At 33.9% G+C, this 16,449-nt stretch carries 12 protein-coding genes; 10 read left to right on the top strand and 2 right to left on the bottom strand.

What is annotated here, in order from left to right:
* The first annotated feature begins 35 nt into the window (after positions 1-35).
* The 6 genes from DRF58_RS02845 (at position 36) to DRF58_RS02820 (ending at position 5,395) form a co-directional block, all read left to right on the top strand.
* Positions 36-422 carry a hypothetical protein gene (locus DRF58_RS02845; RefSeq protein ID WP_116032588.1) on the top strand — a complete coding sequence of 129 codons (387 nt, stop codon included), beginning with the start codon at positions 36-38 and terminating at the stop codon, positions 420-422.
* A gap of 101 nt (positions 423-523) precedes the next feature.
* Entirely contained in the window at positions 524-898 is a 375-nt protein-coding gene (locus tag DRF58_RS02840) for a Spy/CpxP family protein refolding chaperone (RefSeq protein WP_116032586.1), read from the top strand.
* A gap of 106 nt (positions 899-1,004) precedes the next feature.
* Positions 1,005-1,514: a ferritin gene (locus DRF58_RS02835; RefSeq protein ID WP_116032584.1), complete on the top strand. Its 510-nt coding sequence runs from the start codon at positions 1,005-1,007 to the stop codon at positions 1,512-1,514.
* 13 nt (positions 1,515-1,527) lie between these two features.
* Positions 1,528-1,794 carry a hypothetical protein gene (locus DRF58_RS02830; protein ID WP_123902349.1) on the top strand — a complete coding sequence of 89 codons (267 nt, stop codon included), beginning with the start codon at positions 1,528-1,530 and terminating at the stop codon, positions 1,792-1,794.
* A gap of 3 nt (positions 1,795-1,797) precedes the next feature.
* Complete coding sequence (locus tag DRF58_RS02825; RefSeq protein ID WP_116032579.1) at positions 1,798-3,408, top strand: DUF3858 domain-containing protein; 1,611 nt, start codon at positions 1,798-1,800, stop codon at positions 3,406-3,408.
* 16 nt (positions 3,409-3,424) lie between these two features.
* Positions 3,425-5,395, top strand: coding sequence for a transglutaminase-like domain-containing protein (locus DRF58_RS02820; protein WP_116032577.1), 1,971 nt, complete (start codon positions 3,425-3,427; stop codon positions 5,393-5,395).
* A gap of 67 nt (positions 5,396-5,462) precedes the next feature.
* On the opposite strand, the gene DRF58_RS02815 is transcribed toward DRF58_RS02820, so the two are convergent.
* Both DRF58_RS02815 and DRF58_RS02810 read right to left on the bottom strand, forming a co-directional pair.
* The gene (locus tag DRF58_RS02815) at positions 5,463-8,621 is read right to left on the bottom strand and encodes a UvrD-helicase domain-containing protein (RefSeq protein ID WP_116032574.1); all 3,159 of its coding nucleotides are present in this window, start codon (positions 8,619-8,621) and stop codon (positions 5,463-5,465) included.
* A gap of 221 nt (positions 8,622-8,842) precedes the next feature.
* Positions 8,843-9,436 carry a ribonuclease HII gene (locus DRF58_RS02810; protein ID WP_116032572.1) on the bottom strand — a complete coding sequence of 198 codons (594 nt, stop codon included), beginning with the start codon at positions 9,434-9,436 and terminating at the stop codon, positions 8,843-8,845.
* A 42-nt stretch (positions 9,437-9,478) separates the two neighbouring features.
* On the opposite strand from DRF58_RS02810, the gene DRF58_RS02805 reads away from it, so the two are divergent.
* The 4 genes from DRF58_RS02805 (at position 9,479) to DRF58_RS02790 (ending at position 16,321) form a co-directional block, all read left to right on the top strand.
* Positions 9,479-9,784, top strand: coding sequence for a hypothetical protein (locus DRF58_RS02805; protein ID WP_116032570.1), 306 nt, complete (start codon positions 9,479-9,481; stop codon positions 9,782-9,784).
* Positions 9,785-9,795: 11 nt separating this feature from the next.
* Positions 9,796-11,373 carry a RagB/SusD family nutrient uptake outer membrane protein gene (locus DRF58_RS02800; RefSeq protein WP_116032568.1) on the top strand — a complete coding sequence of 526 codons (1,578 nt, stop codon included), beginning with the start codon at positions 9,796-9,798 and terminating at the stop codon, positions 11,371-11,373.
* A 246-nt stretch (positions 11,374-11,619) separates the two neighbouring features.
* Entirely contained in the window at positions 11,620-14,619 is a 3,000-nt protein-coding gene (locus DRF58_RS02795; protein ID WP_116032566.1) for a SusC/RagA family TonB-linked outer membrane protein, read from the top strand.
* Complete coding sequence (locus DRF58_RS02790) at positions 14,606-16,321, top strand: SusD/RagB family nutrient-binding outer membrane lipoprotein (RefSeq protein WP_116032564.1); 1,716 nt, start codon at positions 14,606-14,608, stop codon at positions 16,319-16,321. Before DRF58_RS02795 ends, DRF58_RS02790 begins: the two co-directional genes overlap by 14 nt.
* Positions 16,322-16,449 lie beyond the last annotated feature (128 nt).

Genomic DNA, 16,449 nt, shown 5'->3' with positions numbered 1-16,449 from the left:
GAGAAGGATTTAGAGAAAATATCAGAAATCAAGGGATGATAAACCCAACCAGAAATAACGGAATCAGAAATGATAATCCAAGAAGTGGTTCTAATGGAAATAATTGGGGAGGCATCCGAAGTTCTGAAAATAATGGCATCAGAAATAACCAAAATGGAGGAATTAGAACTAATGAAAATAATGGAGTCAGAAATCCTGCTGGAACAAGAGATAATAATTTCGGAAGAATAAGAAGCGGAAATAATTCTGATAATATACGAAATCAATCTTCTCCTAATATTAGAAATCAAGGCGGAATCAGACAAAATCAAAACTCTGAAAGAATAGAAAATAGAAGTAACGAACGTTCTAACCAAAGGATTTCTACCCCAAAGTCTGAAAGTGGAAATAGAGGTTCTGGAATGAGATTTACTTCTAGATAAAAATTATTTAACAATAATTTATAATACCAATAACTTAACATTATAAATTATAGTAAATCCAACAAACAGATAAAATTTATAAATATTAAAATCAATCAAAAATGAAAAAATTAATTTTAAGTGCAGCATTTCTTGGACTAGGAGTTTTCGGATTTGCTCAAACGACAGCAAAAACAGACCATTCTCAAAAAAAAGCGGAACGTTTACAGCAAATGAAACAAGAATTAAATCTTACTGATGCTCAAGTGGCTCAATTAAAAGCTTTACACGAATCCAAAGCCGCTGAAAGAAAACAAGAAATGGCTACTAAGAAAATGGATAGAGCTCAAAAGATGAAAGAAAATGAAGCTGAAATGCAGAAAATCTTGACACCAGAGCAATACAAAAAATTCCAAGAGTTGAAAGCTGAAAAAATGGCTGAAAGAAAAGAGAAATTCCAAGAGAGAAAAAGTGCTAATTCAGCAGTTGTGAAATAAGTTTTTAGTTAGTGATTAATTTCAGAGAGAGTCGTTAAAAAAATAACGGCTCTTTTTTTTATATTTGAGGATTAAAGTTAAAATTTCATAAAAAATATAAAAAGTTATGGTTACAGATAAAATTGCTAAACTTATTAATGAGCAAATCACAAAAGAACAATACGCTGCACAATATTATCTATCAATGTCTGCTTGGTTTTCTAGCAAAGACCTTGATGGAATTGCTAATTATTTCCGAGTTCAGAGCAAAGAGGAATTGATGCACGCAGATAAAATGTTTGATTATTTGAATGATGTTGGCGGAGAAATCGTGATTGGCGAAATTCCAAAACCACCGCACGAGTTCGAAAGCGCCATCGATATTTTTGAAAAAGCTTTGGAACACGAAAAAATCGTTACAAAAAGTATTTTCAATATCGTTAAAAATGCCAATGAAGAAAGTGATTTTGCAACAACATCATTCTTGCAATGGTTCATCAATGAGCAAGTAGAAGAAGAAGCGAGCGCATCTCAGTATGTTACAAAAATCAAAATGGTTTCTGATAATCCTTCTGCTTTATATCTATTTGACCAAGAATTAGCACAAAGGGTTTTTGATCCTGCTGCTGAGAATTAATTCCTGAAAATCAATGAAAAAACTAATAACCCTCTTTGTGTTAATATCTATCAAGATGTTTTCACAAAATTATGCTGTCTCAGAGATTCCGGAAGAGCTGAAGAAAGATGCGAACTATGTGGTTCGTAACAACAGTTCAGAGTATATCATCAAAGCTGAAAATAATATCGAATTAAAAAAGAAAATTATTATTTCGATATTGAGTAAAGCTGGTGAAGGCGGTTCTTATGTTTACATTCCTTACGATAAGTACAGCAAAATTTCTGATGTCAAAATCTGAGTTTTGGATGAGAATGGGAAGCAAATCAAGACTTATTCAAAAAGTGATTTGAATGACGTGAGCCAGTCCGATGATTCTTATTTGTATTCTGATGACAGAGCTCTGAGAATGAGAATTATCCATCCGGTTTATCCTTATACAATAGAAACTTCTTACACAGAAAGGTCTTCTGATACTGTGTTTCTTCCTGTTTTACAACCTTATATGGAAGAAAATGTTTCCGTGGAAAACTGGAGTGTGGAATTCAAAAACGAATCTGGGATTAAACTTCGTAAAAAAGTAACTGAAGCATCTTTTGGAAAAGCAGAAATCTCGGAATCGGGTAATACTTTAAGAGCGGCTTACAAAAACCTTCCTGTTTACAGAGACGAAAACTATTCGCCAGACCAGAGAGTCGTTGTTTCCAAGGTAGAATTTGCTTTAGATAGAGCTTGTCTCAAAGGAATTTGTGGTGATTTTTCTAATTGGAACAGCTTTGCAAATTGGTACAAAGGTCTATTGGATCCGGTTTCGGTTATCACTCCGGAAATTCAACAAGAGGTTAATGCACTTAATCTTACTGGAACTGTTTCCGAAAAAGTGCAGAAGATTTACCAATATATGCAAAGCAAAACGCGTTATGTTTTTGTAGCCATAGGAATTGGTGGTTGGCAACCGATGCCAGCTGATGAGGTTAGAAAAAAAGGCTATGGCGATTGCAAAGCTTTGACCAATTATATGCGCGTTCTTCTAAAAGCCGCAGGAATTCCTTCTTATTATTCGGTGATTTATAGTGATAAAACAGCTAAGATTTTTGATAAAGATTTTCCTAAGATGGATGGGAATCACGTGATTCTTTGTGTTCCAACGGAGAATGGTAATATTTGGCTAGAGAATACATCACAAAAGATAGCTTTCAATCATTTGAGCTATGGAACGATGGACAGAAACGTGATTATGGTAAAAGATGATTCCGCAGAACTTATAGATACGCCGAAATCATTATCAGAAAACAATAAGGAAGTGTTGAGAATCAAAGCCAACATCTCTGTAGATAATACATTGGATATAGCATCTAGTTTTAATTTTTCTGGAGGAATGTACGATATGTTTTTGCCCCTGATTTCTCTTTCTCCAACAGAGCAAAAAGACGCACTGAAAAGACGTTATGATTATCTCCAGTTTTCCAGCATCGATTTGACTAATTTGACTAATGACAGAAATGATGCAAAGATTAATTTTGATCTCAACTTTAAAGCGAATAATTATTCTAAGTCCTTGGGATCTGATATTTATTTCCGAGCGATTCCATTTTTAGACTCCGATTTTCATTTAGAAAGTACGGATAGAAAATTGCCTATTGAGATTCCTTTTGGATTTACAGATGATTATGAGATAGAATATACGATTCCGGAAACTCACAAATTTGCTGAGACTTTGTCTCCTGTAAAAATCGATTCTGAGTTCGGAAGCTTTTCTATAGAGTTTATTAATCAAGATAAAAAGCTTTTGGTGAAGAGAAAATTTATGTTGAAGAAAGGTACTTTCCCGGCAGATAAAGTTTCAGATTATATTAATTTCAGAAAAAAAGCCAATAAAATAGATCATACAAAAATCCTGATAACCAAACTATAAAACATAAGCCTAATCAATGAAAACAAAAATTTTACAATTAGTATTGATACTTTCTGTACTACCTATTTTTGCACAATACAAATATCTCGACCTTCCAAAATTGGATAACAATGATTTGAAAGCTACTTCTTATGCGAAAAATCCCTCCGAAGCAGCTGAGATTCTTTTCAAATCTTATCATTATTACATCACAGATGGACAATTGAATTTGGATGTTATAAGCCGCGTCAAGATTTATAAAAAAGATCAGGCAGAAAAATTTCTTAATCAAGAAATCTATACTTATGATGGGAAAAACAACAAGTCTGAAAGAGTAACTTCTTTGAAAGTTTATACCTACAATCTTGTTAATGACAAAGTAGAAACAACAACTGTTGAAAAGAATTCTAAATATAAATCCAAAGAATCTAAGAACTACACTGTTACCAAATTTGCTTTTGAGAATGTAAAAGATGGCTCTATTGTGGAGTATAAATATTCGATTTTATCGCCTTATGTTTGGTCTATTGACAGAATCACAGTAGAAGATATTGTTCCAACAAGACGTTTCGATTATGTTTTGGATTTCCCAAAATATCTTGGATTTAATATTGACTACAAGGGAAGCTTAACTCCTAAAAACAGAGATGTTTCCGATAAAACTATCTATGGTGGAGAATATTATACTTATCGTTTTGGGTATGAAAATATTGCACCTTACAGAGATGAAAAATATGTTCATAACATAGATAATTACAGAACATCCATAAGAGCAGAACTCAATTCTACTAATATTACAAGAACGCCAGGTGCTTACGGATCTGGTGATTTAGGCGGTTTCAAATCTTATGCAGTAATTTGGTCAGACATCAGAAAACAATTGTACGATTCTGAGTATTTTGGAGAGCAACTAAAAAAGAAATCCTATGTGAAAGATCTTTTGCCTGCTGATATCAAAAATATCGCTTCTCCCGAAGAAAAAGCAGCCGCAATCTTAAAATATGTTCAGAAGAATTATACTTGGAACAACTATTACACTGTAGGAGCAGAAGAAGGAAAAGGGCTTAAAAATCTTTTGGAAACCAAGGTTGGAAGCTCTGGAGAAATCAATATTTTACTGATTTTGCTAATGAGAAGCGCAGGTCTGGAAGCACAACCAGTCGTTTTATCTACAATAGGAAGAGGTCTCTTGTTGGATCATTCACCTTCTGTTAATCAGCTCAATTATGTTTTGGCAATTCTTGATATCGCTGGAACACCTAAGATCTATGATGCAACTTCTAAGATGACAATTCCTAATCTTATCCGTCCAAGTGCGCTTAATTATAATGGTTATATCATGACGGAGAAGGAAGCTAAAAAAGTTAATATCTTTTGTCCAGGAAAAAGCGTAACTTATCTTACTGTAGATGCGAAACTAAACCCGACAGGTAGTGTGGAAGGTTCTTTTTCTGATAAAGACACAATGTTGTATGCTATGATGAACAACGAAAGTTATAATGAAGATAAAATAGCTTACCAAAAAGAATCTTACAAAGATCGATATACATTTCCCTTTACCAATATCAAAACAGAGTTGTTAGATAATAATGATTTCCAGACGAGTTTTGATTTTGATTCCGATACTTTTGTGGATGGGATTGGTGGAAAATTAGTTTTTAATCCGTTGTTGTTTTTATACAACAAGTCTCATCAGTTTGATCAAACGGATGAAAGACGTTCGCCAATTGAACTTTACACAGGTTATGATAAAATCAAAAAAGTAACCATTACTTTACCAGATGGTTATATTTTTGAAAACGTTCCAAAGTCCAAAAAATTCCGAACAGAAGATAATGCAATTCAGTATGTTTATAAAGTAACGCAGGAAGGGAATAAACTGACTGTAGAAACCACAACAACAGTTGAAGATCCAGTTTATCCAAAAGAATATTATCCAGCTTTCAAGCAGATTTTTGATAATATAACCAAGATGGAAGGACAGGTTGTAACGGCTGTCAAAAAATAAAATAAGAATCCCGAGAAATTATTCTCGGGATTTTTGTCTATAATCTATCAGTCTATTTTCTCAATGTCTAAATATAAATCACATCCGTCTTAATCACTTTTTTCCCAAACTGCTCCAACTTCTCTCTATAAAGTTCCACTTGTTTCTGATCTTTCTCTTTCTCTTCTCCAGTTTTGAAATCTACAATGATGATTCCGTCTTTGGTTTCTATCAACCTATCGGGGCGGTAAGTTTTTGATGTTTCATTTTCATTGGCAAGCATTTCTCTCTCGTTGATGATTTTCAAATTCTCTTCAAAATAATTAGAATAATTGTCATTATTAAGGACAGATTCAATTCTTTCAAAGATTGATATTTTTTCTTCACTCGTAATCGTTCCTTCCAAAACATAAGAATTGAGAACTTTGGAAACATCTTTTTTAGTTTTGATTTTTGATAAAATCTCGTGTGTGAAAATTCCCATCCGCACGTGTTCTACACGGTTTTGATAACTTTTGGAAGTCGTAGCAATTTCTATCTTGGAAGCTTTCTCAATAGATTGGGAAATCGACTGAATGTTTTCTGACAGGTATTCTTTTTTTTCTTTTCTCTTTTGCTTTTTTAAAGATTCTGTTGAGGTTTCGAATACATCAAAAGAATCTAATAATTCACCATTTTCTGTTGGCTGAAATTGTGTCACAAAATCAAGTAATTCCAGATAGTTAGTGGTTTTATTTGGCTTTTCTAGGTATAAAAATAATTGTTCTACAGGTCGTGTTGTCGCAACGTATTGAATGCAGAAACGGTCAATTTTATTTCGGTAAGAATTGATGGCGTTGAAGTAGGCTAAGTCCTCATCATATCTTTCCAATTCGGGAGAAAATTGATTAAGAATAACGGTTTTAAGTTCGTCTTGACTTTCGAGGTCAAACCATTCAGAAAATTTAGTGTCGTTATTCTTGTTTTCCATCGGGATAAAAACAATTGGGAATTCCAAACCTTTCGCTTTGTGAATCGTCATAATCTGGATCGCATCCACATTTTCACTCGCCTGAATACTAATCTTCGAAGCTTCATCTTCCCAGAATTTCAAAAACTCTTTCAATGTAGCGCCTGCATTTTGAGTATAGTTATGAAGCATTTCCAAGAAATTCAGAAGGAAATCGGTTTCCTTATTCTCAACAGAAAATTCGTGAACGTAATACTCGATGAAATTATAAAGATTCAGTTGAGGAATATCTTTCTGAACAAGCCTTACATTGTATTTTGAATGAATAAAATCCTCTATTTCCGTTTTTGATTCAAGGCTCAGGATTTCTCTGATTTCTGAAGTGAAATCTGTCATTTTAATTCTTCTAGAAATGTTTAAGAAATACATCATTTTTACCAAAAACTGAAGGTTTTTCGGAACGAGATTCCATTTCAAAAACTCAATCAAAGCCTTTAAAGTAAAAGCTAAATCAAGTGTTAAACCTTTTTCAGAAATCGTTTTGATGTAAGTTTCTTTTCCTTTATAATTAACTTTCAAATTCCCTAACAACTGAGAGTAATTGAAAATATCCGAATTTCCTCGGCAAAGAATCGTAATGTCAGAAAAATCGAATCCATTATTTAGACTTTCCTGGATGTCGTTCTGCATTTTTGTAACCGTTTCTTCATAGAAAATATCCTTGGTAGAATTTTCTAAAAGATGAATTTTCACTCGACCTTCCAATTTGGATTTTGCACCTTGAACAGCATTCTCTCCAAAGATTTTCTGATGTTCCTCATTCAAATCCTGCGACATAAAATTGTATAATCGATTATTAAAATCGACAATATTTTTCGCACTTCGCCAATTGAATTCGAGGTTTTCAAGAGTCGCAAACTTTGGCGTGATTTCTTTTTTATTAATGATGTCGAGCATCAATTCACTTTCTCCACCACGAAATCTATAAATACTCTGTTTTGGGTCACCTACAATCGTAAAACTGGTGTTGTCGGAAGTGATGCTGTTATCTCGAAGTGGAAGAAAATTCTGCCACTGCATCGATGAGGTATCCTGAAACTCGTCAAAAAAGTAATGCTGAAACTGTGTTCCTACTTTTTCATAAATAAATGCTGAAGGTTCATTCCTAAGATTTTCATTAATCAGAATGTTAAATTTCGAAAGTAGAACTAAGTCATTTTCTTCCTCAATCTCCAATAACTTTTTCTGAATATCCGCATTCACTTTCAAAGGAAGAATCGCCTGCAGAACTTTTTCCTTTTTCTGAGAATTAATATAAAGTTCAATAATTTCTCTTCGCCAAGAAATCAGTTGAGGGAGAATGTCCAGAATTTCGGATTGTTTGTGTTTCGCTTTTGTGGAAGCACCTTTTTGGAAAGTTTCTAGTTTGGATTCTTCTGATGTTGTAGGGAAAGGGAATTTCTTGTCTTTGATTTTATGAAACTCCAGCATATTGACAAAGAATCCACCGATTCCACTTTTTCCACTTGCAAAATCCTCGATTTCAATACCTCTATTTTTAACTAATTCTAAAGCCTGTTTTGTAATTTCAAGTGATTTTGTTTTGTAAGAATTAATATTTTCTCGGAGTTCATTTTTTTTGTTTTCATAGGCTTGCCATTCGAAATCTTTGTTGTCCTGCAAAGGTTTGTAATGAACATCGCTCACAAATTTCTTCGCAGAATTGTAAAGTGTTTGATTGAGATTCACACGTTCGTTATTATCCAGATTATAATTGACATAATCCATAAAAGCATCGGAAACGGTTTCATCTTCGCCAATCTCGTCCAACATTTTATCAACTGCTTCAATCAAATAAGGTTCCGGCTGAATCTCCAGATTGAAGTTCTGAGCCAATCCCAATTCATAAGAAAAACTCTTTACCAATCGGGAATTGAACTTATCAATTGTTCCGATATTAAGTGTAGAGTAGTGGTGCAAAATATAGTCAAGAACTTTCTGGGAACGGTAATGCAAATCTTCCAAAGTCACTCTATAACCATTCTCAGCTAATGCTTCCTGAATATTTTTAAGGTCTTGATTTTCGGAATAATTCTCTTTCACAAATTCGCCAAGATAAAAAAGAATTCTTTCCTTCATTTCTTTGGCGGCTTTGTTGGTGAAAGTCAATGCCAGAATTGTTCGGATGGCATCTGATTGATTTGGATGCCTAAGGCAAATCATTAAAAGATTCTGAACCAAACGATAAGTTTTCCCCGAACCTGCAGAAGCGTTGATAACAATGTATGAGTTTTGCATAAAACAAATATAACTAATAAAGTGAAAATTGTAGGAGGCTGTTTTGGTTAATTAGATTGTTTTAAAAAAAAATAATTGAATGTGATTTTTTGTGCGGGATGATACGGAGTATGTACGGGGTATGTATGGAGTATGTATGGAGTATGTACGGGAATGGTACTTATGGAATATGGGAGTAGGTTTTAGTTTTACAAGAAGTAGTTCTAAAATGAAATTGTAGGTTATATTTCTACATCATAATCTAATCGAAAAGATCTTCTGTGATGGATGTTTGGTCCATATTTCTTCAATGCTTTTTGGTGCACTTTGGTGCAATAGCCAAAATTGGTATTCCATCCGTACTCAGGAAACTCATCGTGAAGTTTTATCATTAAGTTATCACGGTAGTTTTTTGCAAGAATTGATGCTGCTGCAATCGAAAGATATTTGCTGTCACCTTTTATAATACAATGGTGGGGAATGTAATTGTAAGGATGGAACTTGTTGCCGTCAACCAAAATTAATTCTGGTTTGACTTTGAGCTGGTCAAGTGCGCGATGCATTGCGTGGAGACTGGCGTTCAATATATTATGTTGGTCAATGAATTCAGGAGAAAGTTCTGCAATTGCAAAATCTACTGCGTTTTCTCTAATGTATAGGTCAAGATTCTGTCTGGTTTTAAAATTTAACGTTTTGGAATCGTTAACTAAATTTTGCTTAAAATTTTTGTCAACTATCACAGCTGCTGCAACAACAGGTCCTGCGAGACAGCCTCTTCCAACTTCATCGCATCCTGCTTCAATAAGAGATTCAGAAAAATTTTGTATTAACAACATAATAAAAAAGCTTTGCAAAGCTAATCATTTAAAATTATTTTATTGTGGACGCCTAAGTTGAGAGGTGGGTACACAAGTAATATTAACACAACCGGTGTGGCTAACTCTAGATTTGTTGAAAAAGGTGACTTCGTAAAAATTGATAATATTACGCTAGGATATTCCATAGATCGAAATTATATAGAAAAGGTTGGTCTTAGTAAATTGAGGGTTTTTGGTGTCGTACAAAATGCCATAACGATCACTAAATATACAGGATTGGATCCTGAGATGGAATCAAACGGTATGGATTACAACGGAGTCCCAAGACAATTGACAGTAACACTAGGTCTTAATGCAACTTTTTAAAATTAACAGAAATGAATAGTTTATTACATAAATCAAAAATTTTTATCGCAGCAACAGGCTTTGCACTTCTGGCTTTGTCTAGCTGTAATGAGGAAAATATACTTAATCTTGAGCCTTATAATCAAGCCAGTGAAGATGGTGCTTTCAGTACTAAAGAGAATGTTATTCTATCCCTAAATGGAATGTATCAAGCCGCACAGGTGGGACAATATAATAATGCCACACCATCTCAGGCAGGAAGAGGGTATCCGTTTGGTGCTGCCTATTTCCAGCAAAATGATATGCGTGGGGAAGATATGGTGAATACCGCATCGTTTTATGCTATTACTTATGTTGGTACTTGGGATCCGGCAGGAGCGCTAAATACAGTTTATTATTGGATTGATACTTACAGGCTAATCGCTCGTGCTAATTTGGTTATTGAGGGCGTTAAAAAAGCCGTTAGCAATGGGGTGCTTACTGAGGCAGAAGGTAATGATTATATTGGACAAGCATTATTTTTCAGAGCATTCAGCCATTACGAATTACTCAATTTCTTTGCAAGACCATATAAGCATACTGCTGATGCTTCGCATCTTGGTATTCCATATCGTACTGTCGCAAGTACATCCATTGCCACAGCTGCTGAAAATGAGAAGTTGCCAAGAGGTACGGTAGCGGCAAATTATGCGCAACTATTAAAAGATTTGAATGATGCTGAAAACTTCATGTACTCAAAAACCCAGAGAGGCACGGCAAAAGCTGCAATAGTTTATGCTACAAAAGAAGCAGCAATTGCGTTGAAAACCAGAGTTTATCTTAGTAAAGGAGACTATGCAAGCGTTATTACAGAAGCAAACAAATTGGATGGAAAGTATACGCTAACTGCTGATCCTAATACTCCATTTGCTAATAACTATGGCAATAGCGAAAGTATTTTTTCTTTGGAAAATTCAGCTACGAACAATCCATCTGTAAATGGGGCATTAGCTTCTCAGTACTTAGGAAGAAGTTTAATCGCTATCAGTCCGATTATATGGAATAATCCGAGCTGGTTGGCTACTGATAAAAGACGAGGTACAAATCTTGTTACAGTAAAATCGGGTGTTTATTATACCAATAAATATAAAGATACTTCTACACTGTCTGATGCATCACCTCTACTTAGATATTCAGAAGTTCTTTTAAATAGAGCAGAAGCAAAAGCAAGACTAGATGATGCAACATATCTTGTAGATCTAAATGCTGTTAGAAATAGATCTCTTAATAATCCAAGTACAGAACAGTATAGTTTGTTTGCAACCAAAGCAGCAGCTGTAAATGCAATTCTCACTGAAAGAAGAATAGAATTTTTAGCAGAAGGTTTACGATGGAATACAATACACCGTCTTCAGCAAGATGATATTGCACCATCTTCTGGAATACCTGCAAAGTACAAAAATGGTGCTCCTCCTGTATTGGCCGATTATAAAATCGGAACACCATATGTAATCAAATCAGGAGATGTAACAGCAATTCCATACTCTGATTACAGATATGTTTGGCCAATTCCAACCTTGGAAACCAGTGCAAATCCGACACTTGCTGCTCAGCAAAACCCTGGATATTAATATTAACTAAAAAAATACTTCATTAATTTGAAGTATTTTTTTTTGTATTATTTTTAAAACAAGATAGTGTTATTGTTTTGGAAAATCTTAAAATTATAGTTTATGCAGTAAATTAAAACTGAAAATGGATGTTTTTTTAAATATAATATTTTGTTAACAATGTGAAAGTTTAACATCTATTAACAATTTGTGTTGTATATATTAATAAACTTTTGCATTTTTGTGTATTGAAAAATTTGATTTGATATGAAAAAATTAACAACAAGCGTGTTGGCTGTAGTTCTTTCGTCATCTTTTGCAGTAGTTTCTGCACAAAAGGTACAAGATACTACTAAGACAACACAGATTGAAGAGGTTGTAATTACCGGGGCTCTTGGTATTAAAAAAACAGCTGATGCAACAACCAGTGCACAACAGGTAGTTAGTACAAAAGAGTTGAATCAAGCTGCAGCGCCAAGTGCTATACAATCGTTAACAGGTAAAGTCTCTGGTCTGAAAATCACTAATATTAATAGTTCTGTAAATCCTGACTATAATATTGTTTTACGAGGTGCAAAATCTGTAACTGGAAGCAATCAAGCACTAGTAGTTATTGATAATTCAATTTCTACTGCAGCAATTTTAGGAGCTTTACCGCCAGAAGCAATTGAAAGTGTAAATGTTATTAAAGGATTGCAGGGGTCTGCGCTTTATGGTTCACAAGGTGTCAACGGTGTTATTATTGTAACTACTAAAAAAGGAGTTAAGAGTGAAAAAATTCAATTCAATTTAACATCTGCTGTTGAAGTAAGTCAAGCTTTCATGTTTCCAAAAGTACAAACAAGATATGGTAAGGGTGTACAGGATACAAGTTACAGTAATGTAAATTATGGAGGGACAAATTATGTGCCTTGGGAGAATACATCTTGGGGGCCTTCATATAATGGTGTTCTGGGGGGGCAGATTGTTCCAACAGGGCTTCCACAAGCAGATGGAAGTTTTATTAATGAAAAATATGCACCAGTTAAGGATCACTTTTCAAAGTTTTTCAAAAACGGTGTTAATTTTCAAAATGGATTGAGTGTAAATGTAGGTGGTCCTGATTCTTACGCATTTTTGTCTATAAATAGAATTGACAATGATTTTGTGGTACAAGATGATAAACTTAAACAAAATAATTTCTTATTCAAAGGAGGTAAGAAATTTGATAAATTAAGAGTTGATGGTCAATTTAACTATATTAGTAGAGTGGTAAACCAAACAAATGGAGGGTTGTATGATGATCTTTTGCAAATGCCAACTACAAATGATGTGAGAATGTATAGAAATTCTGGTATACCAGGCTATCTTACTGCATATGCTACAAACCCTTATTGGACAGTGCAGCATGAGAGATTGAACTCGACTATGGAGTATTTGAATGGTATAGTTTCATTACAGTATGACTTTAACAAAAATATTAATGTTAGCTACACAGGTAATCTTAGTTTGTCTAAGACTGAACAGCAAAATCATAATGACGGATATAACACTTCTTCGTATACATACCAAAATACTGGAGTTCCTTATGTTGATGGTGCGACTGCTCATGACATGGGTCTTTCTGATGTTGCTTCTTATTATTATAATAGAAATTATACTGATAGAAGATATTATGGAGATTTGATGTTGAATTTCAACTATGATTTAACAGATGATTTAAACTTAAAGTTTAATTTAGGTAATAATATTCAGGATAGAGTATGGAATGCCAGATCTGTTGGAGGTACTGGTTTAATTGTACCAGGATGGTATAGTGTTAATAACATTAGCTCTCTTGCTCTTGCAACTGATACAGGTGTAAAAGAAGATGGGGGTTATATGGATAATTATAATAGAACTACAAGAAGTTATGCTTTTTTTGGAAATTTAGATCTAGCATTTAAAGATTATTTATTCTTAAACGGTACTTACCGATATGAGCAAAGCTCCTTATTCTCATCGAATATAGATGGAGAATTTAAAAATAAAGCATATCCATACTATTCTGCAGGGTTATCTTTCATCCCTACGAAGGCTTTTGATTTTGGTGGTAATGTATTAACTTATTGGAAGATTGCACCAAGTTATACCAGAGTTGGGAATGCGAATCTAGATCCTTATGCAATCAATCCTACAGGAAATGTAGCTAATGGATACCCTTTCAGTGTTCCATCTTATGTACTGAATACATCGGTTACCAATCCCGATATCAAACCAGAATATTTTAATAGTATGGAATTGAACACTGTGTTAGGTTTCTTTAATGACCGTATAACTTTGGAAGGTTCTATTTATCAATCAAAAACAAAAGATTTGATTATTGCATCTGTTCCTTCTACAACAACAGGATTAACGTCTTACGTTGATAATATTGGAGATGCTAAAACAACAGGTTTTGATATAGATTTGGGGTTAGTTCCTATTAAAACTCAAAATTTCACTTGGAATTTACGAGCTTATTTTTCTAAATCAAAAACTATATTAGAGTCTTTACGTAATGGAAATAGTAGAGTAACTTTGCTTTCCTATAGCTCACCAGCAGTTGGGATAGCAGGTGTAGTTGGAGAGAATCTTTATTCAATTGTTGGGTCATCATATGTTAAAGACCCTAACGGTAATATTGTTGTAAATTCTAGCGGCGTACCAATTATTGATAGTAATAGTAAGGTTTTAGCAAATGTTAATCCTGATTATACCATGGGACTTACTACCTCATTCAAATATAAAGGAATATCTCTTTCTGCAGTAATGGATTACAGAAAAGGAGGAAGTTTTGTTTCAATGACAAAAGGTTTGCTTGCTTTTACAGGAGGTCTTGAACAGACAGCTGAACAAGATAGAGAAAAGGGGTATGTAGTACCAAATTCTGTTCAGTTAGTAAATGGACAGTATGTTACTAATACCACAGCAGCGAATGGTGCAAATTACACTGGGGCAGTTAATTATTGGACTAGTTCAAATTTTAGAAGAACAGGAGAAAATCTTGTTGTAGATGCGACATTCTTTAAAGTTAGGGAGATAGCTCTAAGCTATGATTTGCCTAAATCTGTTCTTCATTCGACATTCGTTAATGGGGTTACTTTAAGTCTATATGCAAGAAATCCGATAGCTATCTATGCTAAGAGTAATAGAAATTTTGCTGATCCAGAAACTTCAAATTATTCAGGGAATTTATCTGGTATTGCAGATACATCACAATATCCAACTACTAGAGTATTTGGATTTAAATTAAATGCAACTTTCTAATTTTAAAAAAATGAAAAATAAAATAATAATAATGGCAGTGTCTGCTACCTTATTTGGTAGTATATCGTGTAACGATTTTTTAGATGTTAATGTAAATCCAGATAAAGTTGATGCAAATTTTGTTACGCCCAACTATGCTTTTCCTGGAGCTGTGACTGGATCTTATGCGATTCAGGCTAGAAATTTGAATGCTTTTGCTAGTTTACAAATGAATAGCTTGGCAGGAAATTCTTATAAATTTGGTACACCTTTTATTGACGATTATACTCCAAATATTACTACAGGTTATAATGCTACAATTTGGGATACATTATTTAGAAATGTCACTAATTTTCAAAAGATTATTGATTATAATGATCCATCAGGAACTTATGCAAATTATAAAGCTATGTCATTAGTAATGAAAGCTTATTATGTACAAATTCTTACCGATTTATATGGAGACATTCCTTATTCTGATGCTTTTAAAAGGGAATTAAATGTTTTCCCTAAATATGACAAAGGCGAAGATATTTATAAAGCTTCTATTGCAGAGTTAGAACAAGCAATTCAAATTATTAATTCTGGAGCAGGGTCTGCTCCAAGTTCTAGTGATGTTGTTTTTGGAGGAGTAATGACAGATTGGGTGGCTTTTGCTAATACTATAAAATTAAGATATTTGTTAAGAATGTCTAACGTTACAGGTGATTTGGCTACATATCGAGATCAGAAGTTAGCTGGTTTATCTGGTGCTAGTTTTTCTTCTTCTGATGTTACCGTGAATCCTGGATATTCTTCATCTAGTGATAGTCAACAAAATCCTTGGGCTAACTATTGGATAGTACTCAGTTCTGGTGCAAGACCTACTACAGGAAACCAAGGTTATACTTTATACACCGTATCAGAACATATGGCTATCGCTTTAAACGGTAATAAAGTGCATTTACCTTTAAAAGCAACCACACAAGATTCTAGAGATGTTTATCAAAAATTTAATGGTATTACTGATGGAAGAAGAGGTAGAATGTTTACTTTGGTTTCAACAACTGATGATGTTGGAGTAACAACTAGCAATGTAGAAGGTGTAAGACAAGGAGCTACACCAGGACAGCCTGGTGCCCTTTCTACTACTCCTGCAAGAGCAGTATCCGTATTTGGTCTAGGCGCAATTTTAGGTAATAATAATTCAATTACTAGTACAGACGTTAATACTGCATTTATCTCTGCTGCTTCATCAAAAGACGGTGTATTATTGTCAAAAGCCGAAACAGAGTTTTTATTAGCGGAAGCTGCACTTAGATATCCAGCTAATTTTACAAATGCTCAAGGACATTTTGAAGATGGAATTAGGGCTTCCTATAATTACTTTGGAGTGACTCCTGTATCATCTGATCCAAATACTGATCCTTCTATCTATATTAGCAAAATCAATTCAGTTCCAAAATTAGGATGGACCGGATCCAATGATAATAAAATTGAAGCAATCATGACACAAAAATGGATTGCTTTAACAACTGTTAATCCGGAGCAGTCATTCTTTGATTACACAAGAACAGGTTACCCAGTTACACCGATGTCCAGTATTTCACCAGCTGGGCAAGTAAAACCTAAAAGATTAATGTATCCTACTTCAGAATATTCTTCGAACTCTAATAACGTTCCAAGTATGACTGCTGCAGACGTATTTGCCAAAAATAAGTTTACGCCTTTCTGGGCTAGATAATATTTTAGTAAATTTTATATTTAAAACCGACTCTTTTTAGAGTCGGTTTTTTATTTGTTTTCATAATTCTACATTATGTTTTGTATCTTTGACTCTGATGATTGTTGCTAATTACTTCTTATTTGCTA

Origin of the sequence: Epilithonimonas hispanica, assembly GCF_003385395.1 — a bacterium.
Lineage (GTDB): Bacteria > Bacteroidota > Bacteroidia > Flavobacteriales > Weeksellaceae > Epilithonimonas > Epilithonimonas hispanica.
This window is presented reverse-complemented; position numbering and strand designations above follow the sequence as displayed.

Bases quoted from the DNA above. Each gene is read 5' to 3' on its own strand.
- DRF58_RS02795 (WP_116032566.1), top strand. From the start codon at position 11,620: ATGAAAAAATTAACAACAAGCGTGTTGGCTGTAGTTCTTTCGTCATCT.
- DRF58_RS02820 (WP_116032577.1), top strand. From the start codon at position 3,425: ATGAAAACAAAAATTTTACAATTAGTATTGATACTTTCTGTACTACCT.
- DRF58_RS02830 (WP_123902349.1), top strand. From the start codon at position 1,528: ATGAAAAAACTAATAACCCTCTTTGTGTTAATATCTATCAAGATGTTT.
- DRF58_RS02800 (WP_116032568.1), top strand. From the start codon at position 9,796: ATGAATAGTTTATTACATAAATCAAAAATTTTTATCGCAGCAACAGGC.
- DRF58_RS02835 (WP_116032584.1), top strand. From the start codon at position 1,005: ATGGTTACAGATAAAATTGCTAAACTTATTAATGAGCAAATCACAAAA.
- DRF58_RS02840 (WP_116032586.1), top strand. From the start codon at position 524: ATGAAAAAATTAATTTTAAGTGCAGCATTTCTTGGACTAGGAGTTTTC.
- DRF58_RS02845 (WP_116032588.1), top strand. From the start codon at position 36: ATGATAAACCCAACCAGAAATAACGGAATCAGAAATGATAATCCAAGA.
- DRF58_RS02815 (WP_116032574.1), bottom strand. From the start codon at position 8,621: ATGCAAAACTCATACATTGTTATCAACGCTTCTGCAGGTTCGGGGAAA.
- DRF58_RS02810 (WP_116032572.1), bottom strand. From the start codon at position 9,436: ATGTTGTTAATACAAAATTTTTCTGAATCTCTTATTGAAGCAGGATGC.
- DRF58_RS02790 (WP_116032564.1), top strand. From the start codon at position 14,606: ATGCAACTTTCTAATTTTAAAAAAATGAAAAATAAAATAATAATAATG.